Raw genomic sequence first — 14,306 nt, 5'->3', positions numbered from 1 at the left:
TCGCCCCCAAGCTTGACTTGGTCCGAGGCTAGCTGCCACCCCAGACATTTGGGTACACCGGGAGACCCCCGGATCCCATGGTGCTGGCAAGTTCCTTGCGCCAAGCTATTCCACTCTCATGGCCGGCGTGTCAAGATCATGGGATCCCACGTATGCGTACAGCTTGAAGTCGCATGTCAGGAGGTATAGATGACGGCTTGGCTCCTTCTCACCGCAGGTGACAACAGGCAGCATGGCGGAAACTCGGGCTACGACGACCAGCCGGGCGTCTATTACACCTGGGACAGCACGGTTTCCAATCATGACAAGATAAGGGCCGGAGACCCGATAGCGCTGTGGGATAAGGTGACGCTACTTGGAATTTCAGTTATTGAGGAGATTAGAGTCGAACATAAAGACAAGCTGCTTTTCAAGTGTCCGCAATGCGCCAAGGCCGGAATAAAAGCCCGGAAGAATGAGCTCCCTCGCTTCAAGTGTTATAAGTGTGGCAACGTCTTTGATCAGCCTGCCACCCAGGTGAAGGCCGTGGCTGAGTATCGCTCGCGACATGACGCTGCGTGGACGTCGCTCGAAAATGTGCTTGCCGGCAGCGAGCTCCGCCTTCTATGCGAGTCACCGAAGAGCCAGCTGAGCATCCGCCAAGTACGGTGGAGTGCGTTTCAGAGCTCCGTTTCTTCGCGGGGTGCCCAGTGGGCAATCGATCGGGTCCTCCATCGAACCTCTGACTTTATTTTTCCTCAAGGTCATCGGCTCTCTGTCGTTCGCGTCCGACGGGGCCAGCGACCGTTCCGAGAACGCTTACTGATTAGCCATGGAGAGATCTGCGCGTTCACCGGCCGCGCTCCTGGGCGGGCGCTGGAGGCAGGTCATCTATACAGCTATGCGCAGCTCGGAATCCATCATGAGCACGGGGGCTTGCTCCTAAGGCGAGACATCCATCGGCTGTTTGATGATGGCTGGTTGGCAGTCAACCCGGATAGCCTTCGGATTGACGTCTCCGCCAACTTGGAGCGCTACGATCAGTACGCCACTTTACATGATGAGAATTTGCGCGTGCGTCTGCGCAGTGAGCAGGTGGAATGGTTGGCAAAGCACTGGGAGGAGCACCGTGTCAGGTGATAGGTAGTCTAGGCATGCTGACACCTCCTGGGCTGGAGCAAGCGAAGCGCCCAGCGATGTTAGGCAAACGGTTTAGCGAACCAGTCCTCCTAGGGCGACGACCGAACATTGGATATAAGTCTGCTGGCGGAAGAGCGAAGGTTCCCGCATGCTGATCTCGGGATGCATTATCAACGAGCACGCAAGTCGCTCCAGCGAAGTCCGGGCTATATCTGATCTTGCCAATGGCCCGCTGGTTCAATACATGGTTCACAACTGAGGAGCGCGAGCGTTCATAGTCGCAGCGCGCGCCCGTCTGCGGGGCTGCGTCTAGCGGCCGGTAGGGTTCGTCATGTACGGCGAAGTGTCGGTCACACTGAGGCGATTGTGCTGTCCGTCGGCGGACTAGGGCGCCTGCGGATACTCAACGCTGCCCCCCTCGGTCGAGCCCCAACCGCATGACCTCGCTCAGACCCCAACGCCGCAATCGCCGGCTTTGCCGCGTCCGGTTCGACCACGTCGCACCCAAGGAAAGCTCTGCGTGCGCCGCGCCGGACGCATGCACCACCTCGACATCGGGCAAATACCCAACCCGACGGGCCACGACTCGGCCCCCGGCCTGCTGGCGGAACAACGACGGGAGCCCAGCCGATGGCCGAACTCCCGCCTGCTACCAATCTTGATTCGTGGAGCTGAGGGGACTCGAACCCCTGACCCCCTCGTTGCGAACGAGGTGCGCTACCAGCTGCGCCACAGCCCCTAGAACGTCCGCGACTTTACCATCCGGACCGGCCCGAGACCCAATCGGGACTCAGTCGCCGACGGCGCGGCGGGGCTCTTCGACCACTTGCTCGGTGTCCGTGGTTTCGGCCGGCGGTTGCTCGGCGGGAGCGCGGTGCGGGAGCTGGATGGACGAAGCCGGGTCGAGGCGGCCCGAGGTCCAGGCGCCGGGCTGACCGAGGTCGATCTTTCGAGCCGCGGGGCGGGTTGCCTTGGGCTTGGTGAGATAGGTAGGCAACGGTACCGAGACGGGCGACCAGGCGTTGGGGTCTTCTGCCGGCGCCTCGGCCACGAGCTCGTCCGGCAGGACGAGGCGGCGAGTGGCGCCTTCCTCCGGAGCCGCGGCGCCCTCCGAGGACGAGGTCCAGACAACGCCGCCGGCCTGACGGGGTTCCTTGCGGCGTTCAGCCGCGCGGCGGCGTGCCTCCACCCGTCGGCGGCGGGCTTGGACGACGGCGGCGCGGCGGGCGACGAGCAAGAACAACACCAGCAGCACGCCCGGCCCGGCAATCAACCACGCCGGCGCGCGGCCCACGACGACCAAGGCCACCGAGACGACGAGCAGCGCCACCAGCAAGCTCAGCATGCGCCGGCGGCGCCTGGCGGCTTCTGCGAAGACGTCGGGCTCGACGCTCCGGGTCACTTGCTCTGACGGCGCACGCGACGGGACCGCGACGGCGCCATGCGGCGCTTGCGGAGGACCGCCACGGCGGGACAGGACGCGCACCCGGCGCTCCATGTCGGTCTCGCGGGCACGCTCGACCTCTTCGTTGCGACGGACCCACTTGGGCACGAGAAAAGCGGCCCACGCTGCGACGATCGCCGCATAGATGAGGCCGCTGTATCCCATGCCACAAAACGCTACGTGGCAACGCAACCGAGCCGTTGGACGTGACTCGGTGTGTCGTCCGCAACGGACGTGACCGATGTGACGAGAGTGACCTCAGGTCATCCTGATCGCTTGTGCCCGGATCTCGAGCTGCACCTTCTGAGACACCAGCCAGCCGCCGGCCTCGAGGGCCACGTTCCACATCATTCCGTACTCTTCGCGGTCGATCTCGCCGGTCGCCGACAGAGCCAGGCGCTCACCGCCCCACGGGTCACCCTTGACGCCGTCGATGGAGACGTCGAGCTCAATGGGGCGGGTGACCCCGCGAATCGTCAGGTCGCCGACGCACACGAACTTGCCGGCGCCGCCGCGGCGGCGGCGGACCATCTGGCCGTTGACGACGGACCACTTCGGGCCGGAGCCGCCGCCGTGGACTTCGCGGGACAGGAAGCTCATCTTCGGGAACGTCTCGACGTCGAGGAAGTCGGGGCTGCGCAGGTGGGCGTCGCGCTCCGCCGCGCCGGTGGTGATGGTGCCCGTCTCGATGACGGCGTTCGCGGACGACTCGAGCGGGTCCTCGGCGACATGAATCGTGCCTTCGACCTTCTCGAAGCGGCCACGGACCTGGGTGACCATCAGGTGCCGGGCGACGAAGCCCGCGGTCGTGTGCGCGGCATCGATCTGGAAGACGCCCGGCGTCGGAAGCATGGCGCCGTTCCAGAGCCGCACACCTGCCGAGTCGTTCATGAATCCCCCGAGACGAAACAATCAGCAAACGATGCGCTACCGATCAATAATCGCACAGGCAGATACCAACAGAGCGTGACGAACCGACCCTAAACGGTTACCCACCGTGAGACCCGCTGGTCAGCGCGACGCCGCTACCAACGATCAGGGGGCCAGACGCGACGAACGCCACCGTCGCAGCAGTCCTTCGGGGACCTCTTCGGCGGTCAGCGCGAACGAGCGGTGGTCGCGCCACTCGCCGTCGATGTGCAGGAGCTTGGGCCGCAGGCCTTCCTCGCGGAAGCCGAGCTTCTCGACGACCCGCAGGGAGGCGCGATTCTCGGGCCGGATGTTGACCTCGAGCCGGTGCAGGCCGGCGACGAAGAAGCAGTAATCGACACCCAAGGCGACGGCGGTGGGCATGATGCCGCGGCCGGCGAGGTCGACGTCGAGCCAGTAGCCGACGGTCCCCATTCTGGCCGAGCCCCAGATGATGTTCGAGACGTTGAGCTGCCCGGCCAGCCGCCCGTTGTAGGTGACCGCCCACGGCAGCGACTCGTCGGCACGGGCCTGGGCGGCGTGCAGCCGCACCATCTGCCGGAACGACATGGTGTACGGGTCGGCCGGCGGCGGGGGCGTCGCCTCCCACGGCCGCAGCCAGGCCTCACTGCGTTGCCGCACCTGGGACCAGACCCGCAGGTCGCGTGCGTGCAGCGGCCGCAGCCCGACGGGGCCCTCGTGCAGCTCGACCGGCCAGCCGAGCCGGGTCGATCGCGACCTCACGACGCACCTCCGGAAGCGACGTGGTCCCCGCCACGCAACTGATCCACGGCGTGCCCCAGCACCGGCACCAGCACGGCGAGCCCGTCGCGCACCCCGCCCGGCGACCCGGGCAGGTTGACGAGGAGGGTCCGACCGGCGCGGCCGGCCACACCGCGCGACAGTGCCGCCGCCGGGACCCCGTGCGCGACCCCGTACGCGCGAATCGCCTCGGCGATGCCCGGCACCTCCGCCTCCACCACGCGGCGGGTCATCTCGGGCGTGACGTCGGTGGGGCTGAGCCCGGTGCCTCCCGTGGTCACCACCACGTCATAGCCGTCAGAGACCCCCGAACGCAACGCCGCCTCGACCTGCTCGCCGTCGGGCACGACCACCGGCCCCGTCACCGCGAACCCGGCTCCGGACAGCGCCGCGACGATCAACGGCCCGCCCCGGTCCTCGTACACCCCCGTGGCCGCGCGCGTCGACACCGTCACGACCAGCGCCCTCATGGCCGCCGCCAGGTGCCGGACTTGCCCCCGGTCTTCTCCTCGAGGCGGATGTCGGTGATGACGGCGCCCTTGTCGATGGACTTCACCATGTCGACGACGGTGAGCGCTGCGGTGGCGACGGCCGTCAGCGCCTCCATCTCGACGCCGGTCCGGTCGGCGGTCCGCACGGTCGCCGCCACCACCACCGCGTCATCAGAAACCGTCAGCGACACATCGACCCCGTGCAGCGCCAGCGGATGACACAGCGGAATGAGGTCCGGCGTCTTCTTCGCGCCCATGATGCCGGCCAGCCGCGCGACGGCGAGCGCGTCGCCCTTCGGCACGCCCGAGCCCCGCAGCGCCGCGACAACAGCAGAAGAGACCAGCACGCGGCCCGACGCCGTCGCCGTCCGGACCGTCACGTCCTTGGCCGACACGTCCACCATGCGCGCCGCACCCTCGGAATCGAGATGCGTGAAACCACCAGAGCTCACTCGCGCCGCCGTTCCAGCAGGACGGTGTCGACCACCTGGCCCGCCGCGACCTCCGTGATGTGCTCGGGCACCACGATCAGCGCGTTGGCGTAGGCGAGGTCGCCCATGAGGTGCGAGTGCTGCGCCCCGATGGGCCGGACCTGGTGGGTGCCGTCCTGAGCCGTCTGCACGCGCGCCCGGGCGAACTGCCGCCGTCCCTCGGGCGAGCGCAGCCGCTCCTGCAGCACGGCCTTGACGCTGGGCCGGTGCAGCCGCGGCGAGCCGAGCATCTTGCGGATGGCCGGGCGCACGAACACCTCGAACGAGACGAACGCGCTGACCGGGTTGCCGGGCAGCGCGAAGATCGGCGTGCGGTCGTCGCCGATGGTGCCGAAGCCCTGGGGCTTGCCCGGCTGCATGGCGACGTTGTCGAACTTCACCGTGCCGATCTGCGAGAGGACCTCTTTGACGATGTCATAGGCGCCCGCGCTGACCCCGCCCGTGGTGATGACCATGTCGGCGCGGATGAGCTGGTCCTCGATGAGCCCGAGCAGGCGGTCCTTGTCGTCCGGGATCGGCGGGATGCGGTAGGCGACGGCGCCGGCCTCGCGCGCGGCGGCGGTCAGCGTGAACGAGTTGGAGTCGGAGATCTGCCCCGTGGTCAGCGGGTAGCCGGGCTCGACCAGCTCGCTGCCGGTGGAGATGATGACGACGCGCGGCCGCGGCCGGACCACCACGCGGTCGCGCCCGACCGCGGCGAGCAGCCCGATCTGCGCCGCGCCGAGATACGTGCCCGCGCCCATGACGACGTCGCCCTCGTGCACGTCGCCGCCGGCCCGCCGGATGTGCGCGCCGGGCTTCGCGGGCGACATGATGCGGACCCGCGCGGTGCCGGCGTCGGTCTCTTCGACCGGGACGACGGCGTCGGCGCCCGCCGGCATGGGGGCGCCGGTCATGATGCGCGCCGCGAGCCCCGGCCCGATGGCGTTCATCCGGGTGTCGCCCGCCGGGATGTCCGCGACGACCGGCAGCGTCACCGGCTCTTCGGCCGACGCCGACGCGACGTCGTCGGCCAGCACGGCGTAGCCGTCCATGGCGGTGTTGTCGAACTGCGGCAACGACCACGGCGCGATGACGTCCTCGGTGAGGACGCACCCGTGCGCGTCGAGCAGCTGGAAGTCCAGCTCGCTCAGCGGCCGGACCGCCGCAAGGATGTCGGACAGGTGGTCGGCGACACGTTTCACCTAGTCATCCTCGGCCTCGGGCGGTAGCTGCGCAACGAACTCGCGCAGGAACACCCGGAAGTCCTTGCCCAGATCGCTGCGCTCGCTGGCCAGGCTGACCGTGGTGCGCAGGTAGTCGAGGCGGTCGCCGGTGTCGTAGCGGCGGCCGCGGAACACGACGGCGTGCACGCCGCCACCGTCCTCGGCGGGCATGCCGGCCAGCGTCTTGAGGGCGTCGGTGAGCTGGATCTCGTTGCCGCGGCCCGGCTCGGTCTTGCGCAGCACGTCGAACACCGCCGGGTGCAGGACGTAGCGCCCGATGATCGCCAGGTTGCTCGGAGCGGTGCCCGGCTCGGGCTTCTCGACGAGGTCGGTGACCCGGACGACGTCGTCCTCGGCCGGCTCGACCGACGCGCAGCCGTACAGGTGAGCCAGGGCGGCGTCGACCTCGATGAGCGCGATGACGCTGCCGCCGTGGCGCTTCTGCACATCGAGCATGTGCGGCAGCAGGGGGTCGCGCGGGTCGATGAGGTCGTCGCCGAGCATGACGGCGAACGGCTGGTCGCCGACGTGCAGCGCGCCGCAGAGGACCGCGTGCCCCAGGCCGCGCGGGTCGCCCTGGCGGACGTAGTGGATGTCGCCCAGGATCTGCGACTTCATGACCCGCCGCAGCCGCTCCTGGTCGCCCTTCTGCTCCAGGGCCCGCTCGAGTTCCCAGGCGCGGTCGAAGTGGTTCTCGATGGCGTCCTTGTTGCGTCCGGTGACCAGCAGCACGTCGGAGAGCCCCGCCGCGACGGCCTCTTCGACGACGTACTGGATGGCCGGCTTGTCGACGACGGGCAGCATCTCCTTCGGCGTCGCCTTCGTGGCCGGCAGGAACCTGGTGCCCAGGCCCGCGACCGGGATGACCACCTTCGTCACCGCGCCGTCCGGTCCGCCCTGTCCCGCTCGCTGCTCAGTCATCGCTCTCCTCATCCAGTCGGGCCGTGCCAGCCTCGTTCCAAGGCTCAGGTACCCGCTCCGTGCTGGGCGTCACCTTACAAAGCCCTGCGGACAGTCAGTAGCGCGGCGTGCGGTCGGATTACGGTGAAGGCGTGACGACGACGGTGCGCGAGGCCAAGCGGGCGCTGCGCGAACGGATCCTCGCGCGCCGCTCCGAGCTCGACGCGACGGCGCTCGCCGCGGCCGGACGGAGCCTGAGCGACGTCGTCCTGGCCCTCTCCGAACTGGCCGGGGCGCACACCGTCGCCGCCTATGTGTCAGTGGGACGCGAGCCCGGCACCGGTCCGCTCATCGAGGCGCTCAGCGACGACGGTGTCGACGTGCTGCTGCCGGTGCTGCTGCCCGGCGGCGACCTCGACTGGGCCGCGTACACCGGACCGCGTGGCCTGGTCCCGGCCGCGCGCGGGCTGCTGGAGCCCGACGGCGACCGCTTGGGTCCCGCGGCGGTCGCCTCGGCGGACGTGCTGCTCGTGCCGGGCCTGGCGGTCGACCGGCGCGGCCACCGGCTGGGGCGCGGCGGCGGGTCGTACGACCGCGTGCTGGCCCGGCTGCTCGCGGTCTCGCCGCCGCCGCTGACCTGCGTGCTGCTGCACGACGGCGAGGTGCTCGACATCCCGGTCCCCCGCGAGCCGCACGACGTCCCCGTCGACGCCGCGGCGACCCCGAGCGGCGTCCACCGCCTGCGCTGAGCCGCAGCAGAGACCGGCTACGGCGACGCCGTCGGCTCGGGCGGGACGAACGTGAACGTGTGCTCGCCGGCCTCGCGGATGCCGTCCTCGTCCCAGCGCATCGGCAGCGTCTCGCCGTCGCGCCAGAGCTCGGTCTGGTCCTCGTAGTGGTCGTGGAACGGGTGCCCGCTGATGCCGGTGAGGTCGATCCAGCGCGACGCGTCGAGGTCGTCGAGGTCGACGATCATCCGCATCGACGGCGACCACACCGTCTCGTAGCCCTCGGCGGCGTCCCAGGCGTTGGCCAGCACGATGGACCCGCCGCCGCCCACCTCGACCGGCCCGCGGTTGACCATCCACTCGACCAGCCCGATGCCGGACGTGCCGAAGGTCTGCTCCGTCAGCTCCAGCGCGTGCAGCCGCCCCCACTCCCAGGTCGAGGCGTCCTTGCCCTGCTCCATGGTCATCTCGTCGCGGGCGTCGCGGGCCGCCTCGACGAGGATGATGTCGCGTGTCTCGGTGCCGCCCTCGCTCTCGACGTCGTCCCAGAACGGGTCGGCGGGGTTCTGGAGCAGGTGGCGCATGACCTCGAACCAGCGGCCACCGCCGTCGGGCCACTCGTCCTCGGGCAGGTCGTCGTGGAACGTCAGCTCGAGCAGGTTGCGCCAGACGGCGTTGAAGTAGGCCGCCGCGGCGGAGTCCGGCGCCATCGACCGGTCCCAGTCGCGCAGCAGCCGCAGCCCGTCGCCGTAGTAGCCCTGCGGCGCCTCGAGCTCGAGCAGGTACGGCACCAGGATGTCGGCGGCGTCGCTGTGCGCGTCCATCTGGATCGCCGACATGTCCGCGACGCCGAGCGGGTCGCCGCCGGCCACCGCCTGTGCGAGCAGCTCGTCGATGCGCCCGGCCCGGTGCCCGGGGTCGAAGTCCGCGGTCAGCAGGAACGGGTAGCGGTCGCTGGTGACCGGCTGGTTCGCCGTGACGACATAGCCCTGTGCCGGGTTGAGGACGCTGGGCATGGCGGCGAACGGGATGTAGCCGGCCCACTCGTACTGCCCGGTCCAGCCGGGGACGGGATAGCGGCCGTCGTACGTGGTGCGCACCGGGACGCGGCCGGGTGCCTGGTAGCCGAAGTTGCCCTCGGTGTCGGCGTAGACGAGGTTCTGCGACGGCACGTCGAACAGCGCGGCGGCCGAGCGGAACGAGCCCCAGTCGGTGGCCCGGTTCAGCGCGAAGATCGCGTCCGCCGTGCGGCCGGGGTCGAGCGCCGTCCAGCGCAGGGCGACCTCGTACCCGTCGTCGCCCTCGTCCCCCTCGTCGTCCTCGTCGCCCGACGGCGGCGGCTCGCCCTCGACCTCGGCGTCGGCGCCGATCGACTCGATGTCGTCGTCGCGCTCGGACAGCAGCGGGCCGTGGTGGGTGCTGCGGACGGTGATGGTGACGTCGTCGCCGCCGGCCACCTCGATGGTCTCTTCGCGGACCTCGAGCGGGATCCAGTCGTCGCCGACGCGATACGTGGTGCCGCGGACCTGTTCGAGGTAGAGGTCGGTGACGTCGGGGCTGAGGTTGGTGAACCCCCACGCGATGTCCTGGTTGTGCCCGATGATGACGCCCGGCAGCCCGGCGAAGGAGTAGCCGGCCACGTCGAACGGGCAGGCCGGCCCGACCTCGCGGCAGTGCAGCCCGACCTGGTACCAGATCGACGGGATCGACGGCGCCAGGTGCGGGTCGTTGGCCAGCAGCGGCGCGCCGGACTCCGTGTGCTCGCCGCCGACCACCCACGAGTTGGAGCCGACGCCGTCGCCGTCGCCGAACGTCACCGGGGCCGCGTCGAGCCCGTCGGCCGCCTCCTGGACGGCTGCCATGGCCTCCGGCGGCAGCGGGACGGGCGCGCCGTCGGCGCCGGTCAGCGCCTCGGGCAGCCGCGGCGAGACGTACTCGTCGGCGACGATGGGCGGCGCCAGGCCGGCCGGCGAGTCGGGCCACAGCTGCTCGACGCGGTCGACCGGCAGCCCGCTCGCCGCCAGCAGCGAGCGGCTGATCTCGTCCTGCATGTTGCCGCGCAGGTCCCACGCCATGGCCTTGAGCCAGCTCAGCGAGTCGACCGGCGTCCAGCGGCTCGGGGAGGCATCACCGCCGGTCAGCCCGAGCAGGGTGTACGCGAGGCCGCGCTCGCCGCCGTCGGTCTGGTCCAGCCAGGCGTTGACGCCGTCGGCGTACGCGTCGAAGTAGCGGCGGCTCTCGGGGCTGATCAGCGGCAGCTCGGCACGCGCGACCTCGGTCCAGCCGAGCGTGCGCACGAACGCGTCGGTCTCGACCTGGTCCTCGCCGAACAGCTCCGACAGCCGGCCGGACGTGACGTGCCGGCGGAAGTCCATCTGCCAGAACCGGTCCTGTGCGTGCACGTACGCCTGCGCCCGGAACAGGTCCTCGGGGGTGTCGGCATAGATGTGCGGGATGCCGTTCTCGTCGCGGATGACCTCGACCTCTGCCGTCAGCCGCGGGATCTCGGCGGTGCCCTCGTATTCCGGGTACGCGCGGCGCACCGACCAGACGCCGACGGACGCCGTGGCGACGAGTGCCAGCACGACCAGACCCGCCAGGACGGCGAGCCCGGCGGCGAGACGGCGACGAGTCACCGGGACAGCGTAGGCGACCGATCAAGCCCCCTTGACCGGGTGCCGAGGGGTGGTCGACGGCGTCACACTACTGTCAATGCCTGAGCCTTTCCCTGTGCCGATGCAAGCTCTGAACCTTGCGCAATGGGGCGCCAGGTCGTAGCCTTGCCATGTGCCCTTCGTCCTGACCGTCGACCAGCGCGGCAGCCGCCGCAGCCGCGACCTGGTCGAGGATGCCCTGTCCACGCTGAAGCAGCTGGTCCACGAGCCGCTGCTGTCGTTCGAGCGCACCGCCGGCGACGAGTTCCAAGGCGTCCTCGCCGAGTCCGAGGCCGCCGTCGACGCCGCACGGCTACTGCTGCGGGCCGGCGCGTGGAGCGTCGGCATCGGCGCCGGACCGGTCGAGGAGCCGCTGCCCGCCAGCACGCGCTCGGCCCGGGGCCCGGCGTTCGTCCACGCCCGCGAGGCCCTCGACACTGCCAAGCAGCGGCCGCAGCACGTCGCCGTCGTCGGGGCCGGCACCGAGCGGGCACAAGAGGCCGACGCCGTCCTGACCCTCATGGCCGCCGTCATCACGCGGCGCAGCCCGGCCGGCTGGGCCGCCATCGACCTCGTCGAGGCCGGGCACACGTTCGCCGAGGCCGCCGAGATCCTGGGCGTGAGCCGGCAGGCCGTCGGGCAGCGGCTGTCGGCCGCGCTCTGGCAGCAGGAGCGCGACGCGCGGCCGGTCGTGGCGCGACTGCTTCAGGAGGCCGCGGCATGACGGTGGCGGCGGTGATCCTGCTCTGCGTCGCGGCCGTGGCCGGCGGCGTCGCGTGGTACCTGGTCGAGCACGCCCGGCGGCCCGAGGCGTCGACCCGGGTGTGGCTGGCCGGCGCCGCGGTCCCGATCGTGCTGGTGGCCGCTGCGGCGCTGTTCGGCCTCGGCGGCGATCCCGCGGGGACGGCGCTGCTGAACGTGGCGCGGGTGGCGGCGGTGGTCACCGCCATCACCGGCGGCAGCCTGGTCGCCACGTCACTGCTGCGCGTCGCCGACCGCAGCACCGGTGTCATCGACGACGGCGACAGCACCGGCGACGCGTCGGCGAACGTCTCCGACCCGCAGACGCTGCGCGGCGGCACGTCCATCGGCGCGCTCGAGCGGCTCGCGGTCGCGGTCACCATCCTGGCCGGCTGGCCCGAGGGCATCGCCGTCGTCCTCGGCGGCAAGGGCATCGGCCGGTTCCCCGAGCTCAGCCAGTCGGCCGCGGCCGAGCGGTTCATCATCGGCACCTTGGCCAGCGTGCTGTGGGCGGTGGCGTCGGTGGGCGTGGTGTTCACGCTGCAGTCGTGACGGCGGACGCGCGGCGGCCCGCGTGGACAAGGCCACCCAGGACCGGGCATTATTCTTGGCAGTCGAAGGTTGAGAGTGCTAAGAGCCGTCGGTCTTCGACGCGACCCGGGAGGATCTACGCGTGCCCACGTACCAATATGCCTGCACTGACTGCGGCGAGCCGCTCGAGGCGGTGCAGAAGTTCACCGACGACGCCCTGACCGAGTGCCCGGTGTGCGGCGGCCGCCTGCGCAAGGTGTTCTCCGCCGTCGGCGTGGTGTTCAAGGGCTCGGGCTTCTACCGCAACGACAGCCGCGCCACGTCGTCGTCGAGCACCCCGGCGAGCAGCTCCACGGACTCCTCGTCCGGCTCGTCCGACTCCGGCAGCAAGAGCAGCGACTCTGCGAAGAAGGACTCATCGTCCTCCTCGTCGTCCGCGCCGAAGGCGTCCACGCCCGCCGCCTGACCCGGTCGCCTGTGGACGGCCGGGATCTCGCGAACCCGGCCTGTGGACAACCGGTCGACGGGGTCCGGCGCGCCTAGCGTCGGGGGCATGGACGACCCCCGCTCCGCGCTGCGGCGCCTGATCCGTACCGCCGGCTGGCACCGCCGCCTGCTCGCCGGCGGGCTGGCCGCGGCCGCCGTCGCGTTCGCCATCGAGGCCGCCTCGCCCGCCGCGCCGGCCACCGTCGGCGTGGTCGTGGCGGCCCGCGACCTGCCCGGCGGCACGGTACTGGCCGAAGCCGACCTCGCCGTGGCCGCGTTCCCGCCCGGCGCGGTTCCCGATGGCGTCCTCGGCGAGGCGGCGGGGGCGCTGCTCGCGGCGCCGGTGCGGGCGGGCGAGCCCATCACCGACCGCCGCGTACTCGGACCCGGCCTGCTCGCCGGCTGGGACTCGTCCGGCACCGAGGTCGTCGCCGCCCCGGTCCGGGTGGCCGACGCCGGAGCAGCCGGCTACCTGCGCCCGGGCGACCGCATCGACCTGCTGGCGACGTCGCTGGACGGTGCCGCGGAGACGTCCGTCGTGGCGGCGGACGTGCCGGTGCTGACGCTTCCGGCTGCCGCCGACTCCACGCTCGCCGAGGGCGCCCTCGTCCTGGTCGCCGCCACCCCGGCCCAGGCCGCCGATCTCGCTGCTGCCGCCGTCGCCGCGCGCCTGTCGTTCACCGTCGGTGTGCCGTGATGTCCCCTGATCAGGCGCGCGCAGCCGATAACCTGGCGCCCGGCCACGCGTCCGAACGGAGAGGGAGCACACCGATGCTCAAGGGCTTCAGAGAGTTCATCGGCAGGGGGAACGTCGTCGACCTCGCGGTCGCCGTGGTCCTCGGCACCGCGTTCACGGCCATCGTGAGCGCCATCGTCGAGGGGTTCATCAACCCGCTGATCGCGGCGATCTTCGGCCAGCCCGACCTCGCGTCGGTCGCGAACTTCACCATCAGGGACGCCCAGTTCTCGATCGGGCTCGTCCTCGCCGCCGTGTTCAACTTCCTCTGCGTCGCCGCAGCCGTCTACTTCTTCATCGTCACGCCGATCAACAAGCTGCGCGAGCTGCAGAAGAAGGAGCCGGAGTCCGAGGAGGAGGCGACGCCGCCGGAGGACATCCTGCTGCTCCGCGAGATCCGCGACGCCCTGCGCGAGCGCGTCTGACGGGTGTCACCAGTGCGGCGGGCGCTCCTCGAGCAACCTCGAGTCGTTCGAGGGGTCGTCCTCGCCCCAGCCGGTGGGGCGCTCGTCGGTGGTGGTGTCGGGCAGGACCTCGAGGTCGTCCTCCCACCCGGATGCGCTGCTCATGCCCGTGGTTCCTCTCGTGACTGGGTCGGTCGCTTCAGTCCAGGTCGCCCGCTTCGATGCGGGCCAGCCGGCGCTCGCGGACCAGGTTGTCGACGTCGATCTCGGGCACGCCGTTCTCGTACCAGAGCGCCGCGAAGACCCCGATGACGTCGCGCTGACTCAGGATGCCGACCAGCCGCCCGCCGTCGACGATCGGAAGGTGGCGGATCCAGTGCTGCGCCATGAGCCGGGCCGCGTCGCGCACGTGCGTGTCGGGCTCGGCCGTGATGACGTCGCGGGTCATGACGGTGGAGATCGGCTCGCGGTCGGGGTCGGCGCCCCTGCCGACAGCCCGCATGACATCGCGCTCGGTGACGATGCCGACGATCGCCTCGCCGTCGACGATGACCAGCGACCCCGTCTGCTGCTTCCACATCAACTCCGCGGCGCTGCGTAGCGTTCCCGCGGTCGAGTCGGTGATGGTGGCACCGGTCATGATCTCAGCGACGCGCACGGCTATCCGCTCCCCCTGAACGACACACCTGCTGGAAGATCACCAGC

The 14,306-nt window shown here is 70.6% G+C and carries 17 protein-coding genes and 1 tRNA gene; 7 read left to right on the top strand and 11 right to left on the bottom strand.

What is annotated here, in order from left to right; genetic code table 11:
• Positions 1-189 precede the first annotated feature (189 nt).
• Positions 190-1,119, top strand: a complete 930-nt coding sequence (locus tag E1212_RS10365; protein WP_131982003.1) for an HNH endonuclease signature motif containing protein — start codon at positions 190-192, stop codon at positions 1,117-1,119.
• A 666-nt stretch (positions 1,120-1,785) separates the two neighbouring features.
• Here the strand turns inward: E1212_RS10365 and E1212_RS10360 are convergent.
• From E1212_RS10360 to galU, 8 genes are all read right to left on the bottom strand, one after another.
• Positions 1,786-1,858 (bottom strand) — tRNA-Ala (locus E1212_RS10360).
• A 51-nt stretch (positions 1,859-1,909) separates the two neighbouring features.
• Positions 1,910-2,728, bottom strand: coding sequence for a divisome protein SepX/GlpR (gene sepX / locus E1212_RS10355; protein WP_131982001.1), 819 nt, complete (start codon positions 2,726-2,728; stop codon positions 1,910-1,912).
• A 93-nt stretch (positions 2,729-2,821) separates the two neighbouring features.
• Positions 2,822-3,454, bottom strand: a complete 633-nt coding sequence (locus E1212_RS10350) for a YceI family protein (protein WP_131981999.1) — start codon at positions 3,452-3,454, stop codon at positions 2,822-2,824.
• A 144-nt stretch (positions 3,455-3,598) separates the two neighbouring features.
• The gene (locus tag E1212_RS10345) at positions 3,599-4,216 is read right to left on the bottom strand and encodes a GNAT family N-acetyltransferase (RefSeq protein ID WP_131981997.1); all 618 of its coding nucleotides are present in this window, start codon (positions 4,214-4,216) and stop codon (positions 3,599-3,601) included.
• Positions 4,213-4,704: a MogA/MoaB family molybdenum cofactor biosynthesis protein gene (locus E1212_RS10340; protein WP_131981995.1), complete on the bottom strand. Its 492-nt coding sequence runs from the start codon at positions 4,702-4,704 to the stop codon at positions 4,213-4,215. Before E1212_RS10340 ends, E1212_RS10345 begins: the two co-directional genes overlap by 4 nt.
• On the bottom strand, positions 4,701-5,129 hold the full coding sequence (gene moaC / locus E1212_RS10335; protein WP_203416725.1) for a cyclic pyranopterin monophosphate synthase MoaC: 429 nt from the start codon (positions 5,127-5,129) through the stop codon (positions 4,701-4,703). Before moaC ends, E1212_RS10340 begins: the two co-directional genes overlap by 4 nt.
• Before the next feature lie 44 nt (positions 5,130-5,173).
• Positions 5,174-6,400 carry a molybdotransferase-like divisome protein Glp gene (gene glp, locus E1212_RS10330; RefSeq protein WP_131981991.1) on the bottom strand — a complete coding sequence of 409 codons (1,227 nt, stop codon included), beginning with the start codon at positions 6,398-6,400 and terminating at the stop codon, positions 5,174-5,176.
• Positions 6,401-7,342 carry a UTP--glucose-1-phosphate uridylyltransferase GalU gene (gene galU / locus E1212_RS10325; RefSeq protein ID WP_131981989.1) on the bottom strand — a complete coding sequence of 314 codons (942 nt, stop codon included), beginning with the start codon at positions 7,340-7,342 and terminating at the stop codon, positions 6,401-6,403.
• 131 nt (positions 7,343-7,473) lie between these two features.
• Here galU and E1212_RS10320 point away from each other — a divergent pair, with 131 nt between their 5' ends.
• Entirely contained in the window at positions 7,474-8,070 is a 597-nt protein-coding gene (locus tag E1212_RS10320; RefSeq protein ID WP_238992302.1) for a 5-formyltetrahydrofolate cyclo-ligase, read from the top strand.
• Between the two features lie 17 nt (positions 8,071-8,087).
• Here E1212_RS10320 and E1212_RS10315 read toward each other — a convergent pair whose 3' ends face one another.
• Positions 8,088-10,649 (bottom strand): penicillin acylase family protein, encoded by a 2,562-nt coding sequence (locus E1212_RS10315; RefSeq protein WP_131982073.1) that lies wholly within the window; start codon positions 10,647-10,649, stop codon positions 8,088-8,090.
• Positions 10,650-10,836: 187 nt separating this feature from the next.
• Between E1212_RS10315 and E1212_RS10310 the strand changes: the two genes are divergently transcribed.
• From E1212_RS10310 to mscL, 5 genes are all read left to right on the top strand, one after another.
• The gene (locus tag E1212_RS10310) at positions 10,837-11,427 is read left to right on the top strand and encodes a hypothetical protein (RefSeq protein ID WP_131981987.1); all 591 of its coding nucleotides are present in this window, start codon (positions 10,837-10,839) and stop codon (positions 11,425-11,427) included.
• A complete protein-coding gene (locus E1212_RS10305) occupies positions 11,424-11,996 on the top strand; it encodes a hypothetical protein (RefSeq protein ID WP_131981985.1) in 573 nt (190 codons plus the stop codon). Before E1212_RS10310 ends, E1212_RS10305 begins: the two co-directional genes overlap by 4 nt.
• A 121-nt stretch (positions 11,997-12,117) precedes the next feature.
• Positions 12,118-12,441, top strand: coding sequence for an FmdB family zinc ribbon protein (locus tag E1212_RS10300; RefSeq protein WP_131981983.1), 324 nt, complete (start codon positions 12,118-12,120; stop codon positions 12,439-12,441).
• Positions 12,442-12,528: 87 nt separating this feature from the next.
• Positions 12,529-13,158, top strand: coding sequence for an RcpC/CpaB family pilus assembly protein (locus tag E1212_RS10295; protein WP_131981981.1), 630 nt, complete (start codon positions 12,529-12,531; stop codon positions 13,156-13,158).
• 74 nt (positions 13,159-13,232) lie between these two features.
• The gene (gene mscL, locus E1212_RS10290; protein WP_131981979.1) at positions 13,233-13,622 is read left to right on the top strand and encodes a large conductance mechanosensitive channel protein MscL; all 390 of its coding nucleotides are present in this window, start codon (positions 13,233-13,235) and stop codon (positions 13,620-13,622) included.
• Positions 13,623-13,628: 6 nt separating this feature from the next.
• On the opposite strand, the gene E1212_RS29960 is transcribed toward mscL, so the two are convergent.
• Together E1212_RS29960 and E1212_RS10285 are read right to left on the bottom strand one after the other, a co-directional pair.
• Positions 13,629-13,766 carry a hypothetical protein gene (locus E1212_RS29960; protein WP_203416723.1) on the bottom strand — a complete coding sequence of 46 codons (138 nt, stop codon included), beginning with the start codon at positions 13,764-13,766 and terminating at the stop codon, positions 13,629-13,631.
• Between the two features lie 34 nt (positions 13,767-13,800).
• Positions 13,801-14,259 (bottom strand): CBS domain-containing protein, encoded by a 459-nt coding sequence (locus E1212_RS10285; RefSeq protein ID WP_131981977.1) that lies wholly within the window; start codon positions 14,257-14,259, stop codon positions 13,801-13,803.
• Between the last annotated feature and the right edge of the window lie 47 nt (positions 14,260-14,306).

Origin of the sequence: Jiangella ureilytica, from assembly GCF_004348545.1 — a bacterium.
In the GTDB taxonomy this organism is placed as follows: domain Bacteria; phylum Actinomycetota; class Actinomycetes; order Jiangellales; family Jiangellaceae; genus Jiangella; species Jiangella ureilytica.
The sequence above is the reverse complement of the archived record's forward strand: the minus strand, read 5'-3'. Positions and strand labels throughout refer to the sequence as shown.

Bases quoted from the DNA above. Each gene is read 5' to 3' on its own strand.
- galU (WP_131981989.1), bottom strand. From the start codon at position 7,342: ATGACTGAGCAGCGAGCGGGACAGGGCGGACCGGACGGCGCGGTGACG.
- moaC (WP_203416725.1), bottom strand. From the start codon at position 5,129: ATGGTGGACGTGTCGGCCAAGGACGTGACGGTCCGGACGGCGACGGCG.
- E1212_RS10340 (WP_131981995.1), bottom strand. From the start codon at position 4,704: ATGAGGGCGCTGGTCGTGACGGTGTCGACGCGCGCGGCCACGGGGGTG.
- E1212_RS10350 (WP_131981999.1), bottom strand. From the start codon at position 3,454: ATGAACGACTCGGCAGGTGTGCGGCTCTGGAACGGCGCCATGCTTCCG.
- E1212_RS10295 (WP_131981981.1), top strand. From the start codon at position 12,529: ATGGACGACCCCCGCTCCGCGCTGCGGCGCCTGATCCGTACCGCCGGC.
- mscL (WP_131981979.1), top strand. From the start codon at position 13,233: ATGCTCAAGGGCTTCAGAGAGTTCATCGGCAGGGGGAACGTCGTCGAC.
- E1212_RS29960 (WP_203416723.1), bottom strand. From the start codon at position 13,766: ATGAGCAGCGCATCCGGGTGGGAGGACGACCTCGAGGTCCTGCCCGAC.
- sepX (WP_131982001.1), bottom strand. From the start codon at position 2,728: ATGGGATACAGCGGCCTCATCTATGCGGCGATCGTCGCAGCGTGGGCC.
- E1212_RS10365 (WP_131982003.1), top strand. From the start codon at position 190: ATGACGGCTTGGCTCCTTCTCACCGCAGGTGACAACAGGCAGCATGGC.
- E1212_RS10305 (WP_131981985.1), top strand. From the start codon at position 11,424: ATGACGGTGGCGGCGGTGATCCTGCTCTGCGTCGCGGCCGTGGCCGGC.